At 57.3% G+C, this 13,123-nt stretch carries 9 protein-coding genes; all 9 read left to right on the top strand.

The window, feature by feature from the left end:
• The first annotated feature begins 21 nt into the window (after positions 1–21).
• The 9 genes from tssK (at position 22) to ACP7BX_RS22625 (ending at position 13,065) form a co-directional block, all read left to right on the top strand.
• Complete coding sequence (gene tssK, locus ACP7BX_RS22665; RefSeq protein ID WP_426127782.1) at positions 22–1,377, top strand: type VI secretion system baseplate subunit TssK; 1,356 nt, start codon at positions 22–24, stop codon at positions 1,375–1,377.
• Positions 1,374–2,057, top strand: coding sequence for a type VI secretion system protein TssL, short form (gene tssL, locus ACP7BX_RS22660; protein WP_426127784.1), 684 nt, complete (start codon positions 1,374–1,376; stop codon positions 2,055–2,057). The genes tssK and tssL overlap by 4 nt, the downstream gene beginning before the upstream one ends.
• 7 nt (positions 2,058–2,064) lie before the next feature.
• The gene (locus ACP7BX_RS22655; RefSeq protein ID WP_426127786.1) at positions 2,065–3,768 is read left to right on the top strand and encodes an OmpA family protein; all 1,704 of its coding nucleotides are present in this window, start codon (positions 2,065–2,067) and stop codon (positions 3,766–3,768) included.
• 23 nt (positions 3,769–3,791) lie between these two features.
• Positions 3,792–4,283, top strand: coding sequence for an Hcp family type VI secretion system effector (locus ACP7BX_RS22650; protein WP_038848394.1), 492 nt, complete (start codon positions 3,792–3,794; stop codon positions 4,281–4,283).
• A 155-nt stretch (positions 4,284–4,438) separates the two neighbouring features.
• The gene (tssH, locus tag ACP7BX_RS22645; RefSeq protein ID WP_426127789.1) at positions 4,439–7,108 is read left to right on the top strand and encodes a type VI secretion system ATPase TssH; all 2,670 of its coding nucleotides are present in this window, start codon (positions 4,439–4,441) and stop codon (positions 7,106–7,108) included.
• A 2-nt stretch (positions 7,109–7,110) separates the two neighbouring features.
• Entirely contained in the window at positions 7,111–9,477 is a 2,367-nt protein-coding gene (locus ACP7BX_RS22640) for a type VI secretion system Vgr family protein (RefSeq protein WP_426127791.1), read from the top strand.
• 30 nt (positions 9,478–9,507) lie between these two features.
• A complete protein-coding gene (locus ACP7BX_RS22635) occupies positions 9,508–12,150 on the top strand; it encodes an N-acetylmuramidase family protein (protein WP_426127793.1) in 2,643 nt (880 codons plus the stop codon).
• Positions 12,131–12,652, top strand: a complete 522-nt coding sequence (locus tag ACP7BX_RS22630) for a hypothetical protein (protein ID WP_426127795.1) — start codon at positions 12,131–12,133, stop codon at positions 12,650–12,652. The genes ACP7BX_RS22635 and ACP7BX_RS22630 overlap by 20 nt, the downstream gene beginning before the upstream one ends.
• 149 nt (positions 12,653–12,801) lie before the next feature.
• Positions 12,802–13,065, top strand: a complete 264-nt coding sequence (locus tag ACP7BX_RS22625) for a PAAR domain-containing protein (RefSeq protein ID WP_426127797.1) — start codon at positions 12,802–12,804, stop codon at positions 13,063–13,065.
• The last annotated feature ends 58 nt before the right edge of the window (positions 13,066–13,123 follow it).

Here is a 13,123-nt window from a genome sequence, read left to right as displayed (position 1 = left end):
CAGTCGTAGGGAAACGATGCCATGAAGATCGATCGCCCACTATGGGCTGCCGGGGCGTTGCTGTCGCCACAGCAATTCCAGCAGCAGGCGCGTTGGGAGGCTTGGGCTAACCAACAGCTGGCTCATCTGTGTCTGGTACACCCCTGGGGTGTCCAGGCTGCGGCGTTTGACCTTGACGCCTTGCGACTGGGCAAACTCAAGGCGACTCAACTGTGTGTGCGCATGCCCGATGGTGCCTGGATTGACACGGAGCAGGTGGACCGGCTGCCTCCCGCTTTGGAGCTGTCGCAATTGCTGGCCGATGCAGGTCAGGACGCGATCGTGCACTTGGCCTTGCCGCTGGAGCAGGCCAACGGTAACAACTGCCTGTTCGAAGGTGGACGGGCTGATCGACCGATGCGCTATCGCCAGGCATGGCGCGAAGTACAGGATATTTATGCTGACGAGATACAGTCGATCGGTGTGCTTGAACACGCGCTCAGCCTGCGTCTGCACAGCGACGACAATGCCGATTACCTGACATGTCCGGTCGCACGTCTGGTACGCGATGCGCAAGGGGTTTGGAGCGTTGATCCCGGTTATGTCCCGCCGCTGCTGAGTTTCGCAGCCCATGCGGGGTTGTTGAACCAGTTGGACAACTTGCTGACGCAGCTATCGGCCAAACGGCAACGACTGATGGGCATGCGCCGCGAAAGCAATCAGCGCATGGCCGATTTTGCCGTGGCCGATGTGTCGCTGTTCTGGTTGCTGAACGCCTTGAATACCTATCAGCCGGTCTTGGCAGATCTTCTGGACTTCCCGGCGCGGCATCCTGAGCAGATCTACCAGCAATTGATCAAGCTGGCCGGCAGTCTGCTGACGTTTTCGCTGGAACACGACATCGACAAAATTCCGACCTATCAGCACGAGCAACTTGAAGCCGTGTTCCCACCGCTCATGCACACCATCTCGCTGTTGTTGGAAGCCAGCCTGCCATCCCGGGTGATCGCATTGGTGCTGGAGGAGCAGGGGGCCAATCGCTGGCAGGTCACGCTGAATGACCCGCGCCTGCGCGAGCATGACGGTGCCGACTTCTATCTATCGGTACGCTGCCGGCTGCCGGCGGCACAGTTGCAGGAACAATTTCCGCGCCTGTGCAAGATCGGGACGCCTGACGAGGTTAATTACCTGGTCAACTCCGCGCTTGACGGCGTGCCGCTGCAATCCCTTAGCCATGTGCCAGCGGCTATTCCGTTACGTCTGGAAAACCAGTACTTCGCGCTGGACCTCGGCCATGCTAAGGGCCAGTCCATGCTGGATGAAGGCGTCTGTGCTTTTTATGTGCCGAGCACCGTGGCCGATGTGCAGCTTGAACTGTTCGCGGTGCTGCGCTCATGAATATGACAGCCACCCAGGAACACGCCGCCATCGCGGTCGATATCGATGAATTGTTGCAAGACACCTGCCTGTTGGTGGTGGAGCTGCGCCAAGGGGCTTCGGTGTCACAGGGCCAGGCCCTGTGGCAACTGTGCGTGGAGCAGGTCGAGTACGTTCGGCAGCAGTTGAAGCTGGCAGGCCTTAGCCAGCGCAATATCGACCACATCAGCCATGCACAATGTGCCTTGCTCGACGAAACAGTGCTTACCTGCACCCATGGTGATGCGCATGCTACCTGGGCCAGCCAACCGTTGCAGACCAAGTTCTTCAATCGCCATCAGGCGGGCGAGTCTATGTATGAAGAGATGCGCGACGTCTTGCGCGAGCATGCGCCCAACCGGCAGGTACTGACGGCGTTCCAACGAGTACTGATGCTGGGCTTTCGTGGACGCTACCGTGACCTGGGTGACCCCGAGCGTGAACAGTTACTGGTGGCCCTCAGTGCACAAATCACGCCCTTGAGTATCCGTCAGAGCTTGGTTACCCAGCCAGGCAGGGGAGATTGGGTTGTAGGCACGACCTGGCTGCGTTCACCGCTGATCCATGTGGTAATTGCGGGCCTGTTGCTTGCGGCTACGTGGTGGGGGCTGGATCATCTGTTGAGCGGCGCGCTTGCCTCGCTCTTGCCTGCTCAGGCGTGAGGGCGAGATGAGCCTGCGCCTATATCGAATCCTTTACCTGTGGGCGGGGGCTCTGGCCCTCGCGTTGCTGGTCATCATTCCGCTTGGCATGGGGGTGCGAGTCCTCGGCATGTTGATGGCGGTGGGCTGCGTTGTATGGGCCTGGGTGTTGTTGGGGCGCCGTGCAGCCCGACAACTGGACCGGATAAAGTGGGTCGATAAGAATGTTTTGCCTGCGCTCGCATTTCGTCATCCTATCGTGCTGGTGTGTGGTGATGGTCTGGATGGGCTATTCGGCTCGGTTCCCGTCGAACCGTTGACGTTGCGGGTCATTGAACACGGTTGTTATGTCCGTGTTCCGAATCTGGAGCGACTGCCGGCAGTCGCTGATGCCATCCTGGCTTCGCGTCCTGGCTGGGGGGCGCAACTCAGCGTGATGTTCACCGTCAGTCCCGGTGCGCACAGCGACGGCGCTGTGCTTGCAGGCCACATTCGTGCCTTCAGCCATCAAGCGTCTCTAGTGCGTAAGCGTGGCATCCCATTGCCGCTGTTGCTGGTGAGCTACCTGCAAGCTTCATTGGGTGAGGACCCTTGGTTCAGTTGTGACAACGGCCAGGCTGATGTTCGGGTACATGACGCCGGCGCTTGCGTCAGTCTGACCCAGTGGCAGCAGTCTGCCCAAGCCGCGCGGATGCCGGCGAGCGTACAGCTGAACAGCGTTGTGGCCTGGCTGCATGACGCCGTGCTGCCTCACTTCGCCACTCGCCACTCTTCGGATTTGGCGGCGGTCTGTGCGGTCAAATGGGTGCCGGCGTTGCCCCATGCGGTGAAGGGCAACCTATGGCAGCAGTGGTTGCGCAACAAAGTGGCATTGGTCGACAACAGGCCGGTGGTGACGGATGCAGTCTTGCCGTTCCCAGACCCTTTGCTCAGCCTGCTCCCGCTCGGTCCATTGCGTTCTCCGATACGGCGCGCAAGCATCGTTGCGCTGTGGTTATTCACTGTTGCAGGTGTCGGCGCACTCGCCAGTTCGGCGTGGCAGAACACCTTGTTGGTGCGCCAGGTCAGTGACGACCTGCGACGTTATGCGGCCATTCCCCAGCCGACGCAGCGTGAACAACGTGAATTCCTATGGCGCGAAGAGGCTGTGACCGTGCTTCGTCAGGATGCCCAGCGCCTGGACGCTTACTACCGGCACGGTGTGCCACTGGCGTATGGCCTGGGCCTTTATCGCGGTGAGCGGTTGCGTGCGCCGCTGCAGGCGGTTCTGGCAGCGCATGTTGAACCTGCACCCACCAAACTCCCTCTGCAGATCGCCAGCCCGGTGCGCTTGGACAGTCTGTCGCTGTTCGCCACCGGCAGCGCCCAGCTCAAGCCGAACTCAACCAAAGTCCTGGTCAATGCGTTGGTCGACATCAAGGCCCAGCCAGGCTGGCTGATTGTGATTGCGGGGCACACCGATTCCACCGGGGACACCCAGAAAAACCTTCAGCTGTCCCACGCCCGTGCCGCTGCCGTACATGCCTGGATGCAGCAGATGGGCGGGATTCCCGACAGCTGTTTTGCGGTGCAGGGATTCGGCGCCAGCCAACCGATCGCCAGTAATGACACCGAGGCGGGGCGCTCTGCCAATCGCCGCGTTGATATCCGTTTGGTACCTGAGGCGGGTGCGTGCGCGCTTCCTGCGGCAGGGCCGGACAGACAACCCCCTGTCGTATCCCGCGACAGTTAAATTTCCGAGAAAAGGAGCTTCACATGGCTATTCCCGTTTACCTCTGGCTGGAAGACGACGGCGGCGCAAAGATCAAAGGTTCTGTGAACGTGCAAAAGCGCGAGGGCAGTATCGAGGTGGTGGCTCAAGACCACAGCCTGTACATCCCCACCGATAACAACACCGGCAAATTGACCGGTACACGCGTACACACCCCGTTTCTGTTCTCCAAGGAAATCGATGCGTCCAGCCCTTACCTTTACAAGGCAGTGACCACCGGACAAACCCTCAAGAGTGCCGAGTTCAAGTGGTACCGCATTGATGATGCCGGGCAGGAAGTCGAGTACTTCATCACCAAGCTGGAAGACGTCAAGGTGGTGAAAGTCGCGCCGAAAATGCACGACGTCAAAGACCCAAGCAAAGAGAAACACAACCACTTGGAACTGGTGGAGCTGCGCTACGAGAAGGTCACCTGGACCTACAAGGACGGCAACATCATCCACTCCGATTCGTGGAATGAACGCCAAAGCGCGTGATGCGCATGGAGCAGCAGGCGTGCTTTCGCCTGCTGGCCCCAGGTGTGCTGGGTTGAGCGCCCGTTCGCGGGCGTTCAGCCAAACACATCAAGTTTCAAACCCACGGCCGGCTCAACCGACGACACACCCAGATCTCCAGACAAGGATGTAACCGTATGGCACAGAATTCCACCCGCTTGCTTCGCCGTCTCAACCCTTACTGCGCTCAGGCGTTGAGTGCGGCGGCTTCGCTGTGCCAAAGCCGCGCGCACGCGCAGATCACCATCGAACACTGGCTACTCAAATTGTTGGGGCAGGGTGAGGGGGATCTGACCGTGATCGCACGCCGTTACGAGTGGAATCTTGAGACGCTGTGGTACGGATTGTTAGAGCACATTGATCGGCAGCCACGCAGTGTGCAGAGCAAGCCACAGTTGTCGGAGCCGTTGCAGCAACTGATCAAAAATGCCTGGCTGCGTGCGTCATTGGACGACAACAACGACAGCCTGCGCTCTGTACACCTGCTGAGTGCCTTGATGGAAACGCCGAGTCTGCTTACATGCGAGGCGGCGTGGCCATTGCTCAGTCTCAGTGAGGCTCAGGTTCAGCGTTTGGTGGTGTTGTTGGATCAGACGTCCGAGGAGCGCCCTGAGGTGCAGGTGTCAGCCACATCGGACAGTCCCACAACTGATTCAGATGACCTGGCCCTGCTCCCGCCCAGTACCACAAAAAAAGAGCATGCGTTGCAGGCGGTGCTGGACAGGTTCACTCAGGACCTGACTGCCAGGGCGGCGCAAGGCAAGATCGACCCTGTGTTTGGCCGTGACGATGAAATCCGTCAGGTGATCGATATCCTCAGTCGTCGGCGCAAGAACAATCCGATTTTGGTAGGCGAGCCAGGGGTGGGCAAAACAGCACTGGTCGAAGGCCTGGCGTTGAACATTGCTCAAGGCAAAGTGCCGGACAGCCTCAAGTCGGTCAGTGTGCGCACCCTTGACCTGGGTTTGTTGCAAGCCGGTGCCGGGGTCAAAGGCGAATTCGAGCAGCGTCTTAAGAATGTGATCGATGCCGTGCAGCAATCGGAAAAACCGGTATTGTTGTTTATCGATGAGGCTCACACCTTGATCGGTGCCGGCAACCAGGCAGGTGGCGCCGACGCGGCCAATCTGCTCAAGCCTGCGCTGGCCCGTGGTGAACTGCGCACCATCGCCGCCACCACCTGGAGCGAGTACAAGCAGTATTTCGAGCGCGATGCGGCGTTGGAAAGACGCTTCCAGAGGGTCAAGGTTGATGAACCGGATGATGCCAGCGCCAACCTGATGTTACGCGGCCTCAAGGTCCGTTATGCCAATCACCACGGGGTGCATATCCAGGACGCGGCGGTGCAGGCAGCGGTCAGTCTGTCGCGGCGCTACCTGACCGGCCGTCAACTGCCGGACAAAGCGGTTGACCTGCTGGACACCGCCAGCGCCCGCGTGCGCATGAGCCTGGATTGTGAACCGCAGGCTTTGATCCGCCTGGGTGCCCGGCAAGTGGCTCTGGAGTTGGAAGCGCAAGCCCTGGAACAGGATCAGCGACTTGGCGGCCAAGGCACTGATGAGCGTCTGGCGGCGATCGCTGCACAACACGCCGAATTGCAACGCCAGTACCTCGAACTGGAACAGCAATATCGCCAAGAGCTTGACCTGACCCAGCAACTGATTGATGCGCGTCAGGCACAGCCGCCACAGCGCGACACCTGTGCGCAGTTACAACGGCAGTTGAGTGATATTCAGGGCAATCAACCCCTACTGTCGCTGGATGTCGACGCACGTAGCGTGGCAGAAGTCATCGCCGATTGGACGGGCGTGCCACTGGGCAGTTTGCTCAAGGACGAACAAGCCAATTTACTATTGCTCGAGGAGCAATTGGGAGCGCGCGTGATCGGGCAGGCGCCAGCATTGAGCGCCATGGCGCAACGCCTGCGTGCGGCCAAAACCGGGCTGACCAATGACCAGTCGCCGCTGGGCGTTTTTCTGCTGGTTGGCACCAGTGGAGTAGGTAAAACCGAAACAGCCCTGGCCCTGGCCGACAGCTTGTTCGGTGGCGAGAAATCGCTGATTACGCTCAATTTTTCCGAGTACCAGGAAGCCCACACGGTCAGCCAACTCAAAGGCTCTCCGCCCGGTTATGTCGGTTACGGCCAGGGCGGTGTGCTCACTGAAGCCGTGCGCCAACGACCCTACAGTGTCGTGTTGCTCGACGAGGTGGAAAAGGCCCACCGCGACGTGCTCAATCTGTTTTACCAGGTCTTTGATCGCGGCTTCATGCGCGATGGCGAAGGGCGCGAGATCGACTTTCGCAACACTGTGATTCTCATGACCTCCAACCTCGGCAGCGACTTGCTGCAAACCTGTTTGCAGGAACAACCTGAGGCACCGGACAGCGTGCTGCACGAACTGCTACGACCGATCCTGCGCGAGCACTTCCAGCCTGCCTTGTTGGCACGCTTTCAGACCCTGATCTATCGCCCGCTGCAGGCTGATGCACTCAAGCGCATTGTGGCCATCAAGTTGGGCCAGGTCGCCAAGCGTCTACAACGGCATTACGGCCTGGACTGCGAGATAGACGACGCGCTGAGCGACGCTCTGGTTGCCGCTTGCCTGCTGCCGGACTCAGGCGCACGCAACATCGACAGCTTGCTCAACGAGCAGATCCTACCGGTGTTGAGCCAACAACTGCTGGAGCGCCGTGCGGCGCAGCAACGGACCCAGGGCGTGAGCCTCAGCTACAGCGTCGATGAGGGCATCTGCCTGCACTTTTCCGACGTTCAAGATACGGCTCAGTCTGTTGCCATGGAGGTGTGAGCATGCAAAATTTCTTCGACCACAGCCGGCACATCCTAAAGGTGCGCGATGTCGAGCCCCGCCTTGACGTGCTCGCCTTCGAGGGCCAGGAACACCTGAGCCAACCGTTCCACTACCGTGTGGAATTCACCAGCAGCGAACGTGACCTGGCCGCCGAAAGCCTGCTCGGCCAGGACGTCAGCTTCAGCCTGCACGCCGCGCCGCAAAAGCTGCCGGTTGTGGGTGTCAGTGCGCCAGAGGTCAAACCACTGCGTACCCTGCAGGGTGTGGTCACCAGCTTCAAGCGCCAGTCCGGCTCCAACGACCAGGCCACGTATGAGATCACCCTGCAGCCGCGTCTGGCCCTGCTGGATCGTGGCCGGCAGTTCCGCATCTACCAGCACCAATCGGTGCCGGACATCGTCGAGAGCATCCTGCGCACTCGCCATGGCTTCGAAGGCCAGGATTTTCTGTTCAGCCTGAAACGCGACTACCCCAAGCGCGAGCAAGTCATGCAATACGGCGAAAGCGACCTGGCTTTTATTACGCGCCTGCTGGCCGAGGTCGGCATCTGGTACCGCTTTACCAGCGACGAGCGCCTGGGCATCGATGTGGTCGAGTTCTGCGACGATCAGCGCCTCTATCAGTTCGATATCGAGCTGCCGTTTCGCCCGCAATCCGGGCTGGGCAGCAGCGGCCAGGATGGCGTCTGGAACCTGCAATCGAGCCATGCGGTGGTTGAACAGCAGGTGCATGTTCGTGCCTACCAGCATCGCGATGCCAGTGCTCATCTGAGCGGCGAGATCGATCAGAGCCGTGGCGCGACCACCACCTACGGCGAGGCCTACCACTATGCCGAACCCTACCGGGTACTCGGCGATGCGCAGTCCCAGGACGAAGACCTGCAAAGCGAAAGCGGCTACTTCTACGCGCGGCTGCGCCACGAGCGTTACCTGAATGGGCAGACCCAGTTCAGCGGCATCAGTAGCAGCGCCACCCTGATGCCCGGTCAGGTATTGAAGGTTAGCGGCGGTGCTCCCCAGGCTTTTGCCCCGGGTGTGGTGATCACTGGCCTTACCACCACCGCCGCGCGCGATAAAAGCTTCGAGGCCACCTTCCAGGCCATGCCCTATTCAGAAACGGTGTGCTTTCGCCCTGAACTGAAGGACAAACCACAAATCGCCGGCACCGTCCCCGCCCGCGTCACCAGCCCGCAGGCCAATGACCCCTACGCGCATATCGACCTGGAAGGGCGCTACCGGGTGAACTTCCTGTTCGATCGCGACAGCTGGAAGGCCGGTGAAGAAAGCGTCTGGCTGCGCCTGGCCCGGCCCTACGCCGGCGACACCTATGGCCTGCATTTACCGCTGCTGGCCGGCACCGAAGTGGCGGTGGCCTTCGAGCAGGGCGACCCGGACCGGCCCTACATCGCCCATGCTCTGCACGACAGTCAGCATGTGGACCACGTTACCCTGCGCAACGACAAGCGCAACGTGCTGCGCACCCCGGCCAACAACAAACTGCGTATGGACGACACCCGTGGGCAAGAGCACCTCAAGCTCAGCACCGAACACAGCGGCAAGAGCCAGCTTAACCTCGGCCACTTGGTCGATGCCGAGCGCCAACCTCGCGGGGAGGGCGCGGAACTGCGCACAGACGGGCATGCGGCGATCCGTGGCGGCAAAGGCCTGTTTATCAGTGCCGACGCGCAGCGCCGCGCGCAGGGGCCAATGCTGGAGATGACCGCCGCCGTGGGCCGATTGCAGCAGGCCGGCGAGCAGCTGCAGGCGCTCTCGATAGATGCCGAGGCCAGCCAGACCGATCCGGCAGACGTGCAGGCGCAACTGAATCTGCTGCAGAAAGACCTGGAGCAGCTCCAATCGGCGGTACTCCTACTCAGCGCGCCGCAGGGCATTGCGCTCACCAGCGGTCAGCATCTGCAATTGGCCGCTGAGCACAACCTGATGCTGAACGCTGGTGGGCAGGCCGATATCAGTGTGGTCAAGCGCCTGTTTATCGGCGTGGGGCAGGGGTTGAGCCTGTTTGTGCGCAAGTTGGGCATCAAGCTGATTGCCAACCAGGGCGCGGTGAGTATCCAGGCGCAGAACGACAAGTTGGAGTTGATGGCACGCCATGGGCTGGAGATCAGCAGCACAGAGGACGAGATCCGCATTACGGCCAAGAAGAAAATCATCCTCAATGCCGGCGGCAGCTACATCACCTTGGACCCGTTCAGCATCGAGTCGGGCACCGAAGGGGATTACATCGTCAAGTCGGCGAGCTACGAGTACGTGGCGGGGGCTGCCAAGCAGGTCGCGCAGATGCCGCAACTTCCCCCGGTGACTGAGTATGACGCTGACTCTTTGAGTTCAACGGTTTTCTCGGGATGACATCTTTTCGTGACCATGAGGGAGCGCACCATGGCTGATGGTTTTTTCAAACGGCTTGCCAATATCTTTAGTCCCAATGACGCGAAATCGGAGGACTCGCAGGAACCGTTCTATTTGACGCCGGATGGAAGGCCCTTCCGAAATATGGCGCCAGTGACTGCCCAATTGCGACCTGAGGCAATAAAAAATTGGAGCCACCCGTTCAAGGAAAAGAGCAATCCGCTACAACAACTAACGCAGTTGGCCAATGCGGCGTCGGGTTCATATCCACTGGGAGTGGGCGGTCTTTGGCATGGTGGCGTGCATTTCGATAGCGGCACTGGTGTTCTGAATCACGCTAGTGTGCACTGTTTGGCCGATGGTGAGGTGGTGGCTTATCGAGTCGACAGTCACGCACCGATGACGACTTATCAAGTCAACAAGGTGGCGGTAAAGAAAACCTTCTCGCGTAACTTCGTGTTGGTGCGTCATGTTCTGCAGGCACCGAAAATTGAAGGTCAATCGGAGACTCCTCCCCGCTTGTTCTTCTACAGCCTGTATATGCACCTGCAAAATTGGACGTACTACCAAAACGCTTCAGCCATTGCCCGGCCAGCGTTCTGGCCAGAAAGTGACGTTTACTTAGTTCCAGACACCGCAGGGGATAAACATCCCGGATCCTCTGAACAGCGCGGACTGAACGTGCGGAATCTACCCCGTCAAGGCAAAGTGTTTGAATTGCTGCCGCGAGGGGCAGAAATTACGATCAGTGGTGACGGTGAGTACCGCAAGCTTGAGAGCACTCCAGGACCGCGTTATTTGCAAGATCCAAACGCACAAGGCTCACTACTTGGTTACGTACGTGCTGATCACTTGAAGGCTACTGGGAATGGTGAATATCGTGTTGAGAAAGATCTTGATGTCTATGTAGAAGCAAGTGCGCGCAGTAAAACAATTGGTCTGAAACTTCCCGTTGGATCGCAAGTGATGGTCAGCGGAGAGGGCGACTTTCGCAAGCTGGAGCGCGTCAACCAATATATCCATTATAAATCGCTGCAACGTGTCCGCAAACCGCTGAAGCTTGATGATATATCTGTGCTTGATGAGCCTATTCCTATCAAGGCTGGAGAGTTGATAGGTCATATTGGGGATTACCAGGATTACGCCGCCGACCGTTCGGAAAAGAAGCTGCACCTAGAAGTGTTCAGCGACGATGATATGGAGAAATTCATAAAAAAGAGCCGCGAGTGGGAACTGAACCTGCCCACCACGAGCAAAACTTGGCTGAAGCTCGTCAAGGGCACTGCCGTAGTGGCCCATCAAGACCATTTTAACGCCAAACGACTGCCCACCTTCAGTGCGGCTGACGCAATCAGTGGAGCCGATCTACTGGTCCCAAAAAGTTTTCTTGATAGTTTGCCTGCCGCAGAAAAAATTACGGTGCCTGCAGCGGAAGGGCGCAAGGCTTGCAACTGGTATCGCCTTCAACAGCTTCTCAACGATGCCAACAACACGCTATTGAATGGCTGGGTGCGTGAGGAAGTGGGCGTCACCTCATGGGTCAGTCCATGGGCATGGGAAGGCTACGAAGTCATCACGGACTATACTGCTGCTCCTGCGTTTATGGCGTCGTTCCTAAGATCACTTAATCGTTTCACAGATCAACAACTCCAACGCTATGGCCCATTAGCCGATGCAGGGGATGCAGGGCCAATCAAGAAGCGTTTGTATGAAATCATCGATCGTGATCGCAATAACAAAATTACGGCTGAGGAAATCCAAGCGGCAATTCGAGTGCCTGCCCACGCCCAGTCGATCTCGCAGTTAATTATCTGCTGCGAAAGCGAGTGGTACTACAAAACGCAGAAATGGGATGGTCTGGATGAAATGTTTGGTCATGGTGGCTCAACTCCGCATATTAATTGGTTGGCGGAGAAGACGCGTATTAAACGGCTGAGCTGGTGGGGGGAGGCGGCCGATAAAGTTGGCTTGCCGATTGATGGGAAGGTCTATCACTTTCATCCTGTGGGGCTGGCGGGGTGGTTTAGTAATGAAAAGAAGCATCCGGAAATTTTTATAAATGGCGTAAAAACAGAACTGATGTTTCTGGACTTGTATGACGGCTCAGTGATTGAAGAAAGTGATTTTGTTTTGGCGGCGGCTACGCTTGGTTGTGAAGTCGAAGCAATAAAAGCCGTCGCAATTACAGAGACAGGATCTTTAGGTAGTTATTTTACGAGGGTGGGGGACGATAAGGTTGCAACTATACTGTTTGAGCGGCACTACTTTCATCAATTGACAGGTGGTCGGTTTGATGGTTCGGATTCGGATATATCATCCCCTGTGGGTGGTGGTTATGGCCTTCATTCAGCACAATACGGGAAAATGGTTAGGGCCTATCAGTTGAGTGCAAGTGAGGCTTTGAAATCCGCGTCATGGGGGCGTTTCCAAATTATGGGAAGATATTTTTCCAACGCTGGATATTCCTCTGTCGAAGACTTTGTACGAGACCTTAATCGTTCTGAGAAAAATCATTTAAAAGCGTTCGTAAGTTTTATAAAGTTTGATGCGGTTCTGTCTTCGGCGATTGTAAAAAAAGATTGGTTAAGGTTTGCTCTTAAATATAATGGCCCGGCTCAAAAAGGGTATGATCGAAAGATGAGGGATAACTATAATGCGCTTAAGGGTTTGTGATTTTTTTGTTAAGGTCTTGGTCTGTTTTTATGCGATTTTCTGGACCGGTCCAATATGGGCTGTGCCGGGAAAAATTTGTGATGATGGGGGCGCGTTGTTTCAGTGCCAAGTTGCCGGAGGAAAAGACCTGGCTCTCTGTCCAAGCTATATTGATGGGGCGTTGGCTGGAGTTCAGTACCGCTTTGGTCGAGAAAAAAATATAGAACTTGTTTTCCCTGATGCGGGTTTTTCTTTTGATGCTTTCAAGTCGAACCACTTTGTTCGCTATCAGGTTGACTACAAAGTAATTAAATTTCACATCGGCTCTTATGTGTATGGCCTTTATAGCAACTACGATGGTGAAGGTGTTGGAAAGGGTGCGAGAAGTGCTGGGATAGTTGTTTCTGATGCATCTAAAGGCTCGGCTGTACAAGTGTCATGTGAAAAAATATATGTAGACGATCTTGAGAAGGTGATTCCCCACTTGGAGTGTGATGTTGACGATGCTTTGGGGTGTTCGTAATCAAGTGATTCTGTATTTGAGTGTGGGGTATATAAGGTCGTGAGAAAGTTGTGTTAAGTGGAGGTCTGTTTCTAAGTTGGTGGGTTCATTGAGTCTAAAGTTTTAGTGCTAAGTTGCTTTTTGCTGGTCTTTTAAAAGAGGTGTATTGCATGAAAGGCATCATCCGCATAGGCGACAAAACAACCGGCGAGGGCGAGGTCCTCTCCGGTTCCACAACCATGAGGTTCGGCGGTATCGGCGTCGCCCGCGAGGGCGACTCTGTGGACTGTCCGATCCCAGGCCATGGCCGTACTGAAATTTCCGAGGGCCACCCGGTCTTCCGTGACAACGGCATCCCGATAGCCTTTGAAGGGCACGCCTGTGCCTGTGGCTGTACGTTGATTTCATCGCTGCCCGTTGCAGGTGCCAGCTAACCATGCCGGTCAGGATGGACCAGGTACCGGCCTTGGCGCCTCGACCCGCCCGCCTTCG

Origin of the sequence: Pseudomonas sp. DWP3-1-3b3, assembly GCF_049896305.1 — a bacterium.
In the GTDB taxonomy this organism is placed as follows: Bacteria; Pseudomonadota; Gammaproteobacteria; order Pseudomonadales; family Pseudomonadaceae; genus Aquipseudomonas; species Aquipseudomonas azotoformans_A.
The sequence above is the reverse complement of the archived record's forward strand: the minus strand, read 5'-3'. Positions and strand labels throughout refer to the sequence as shown.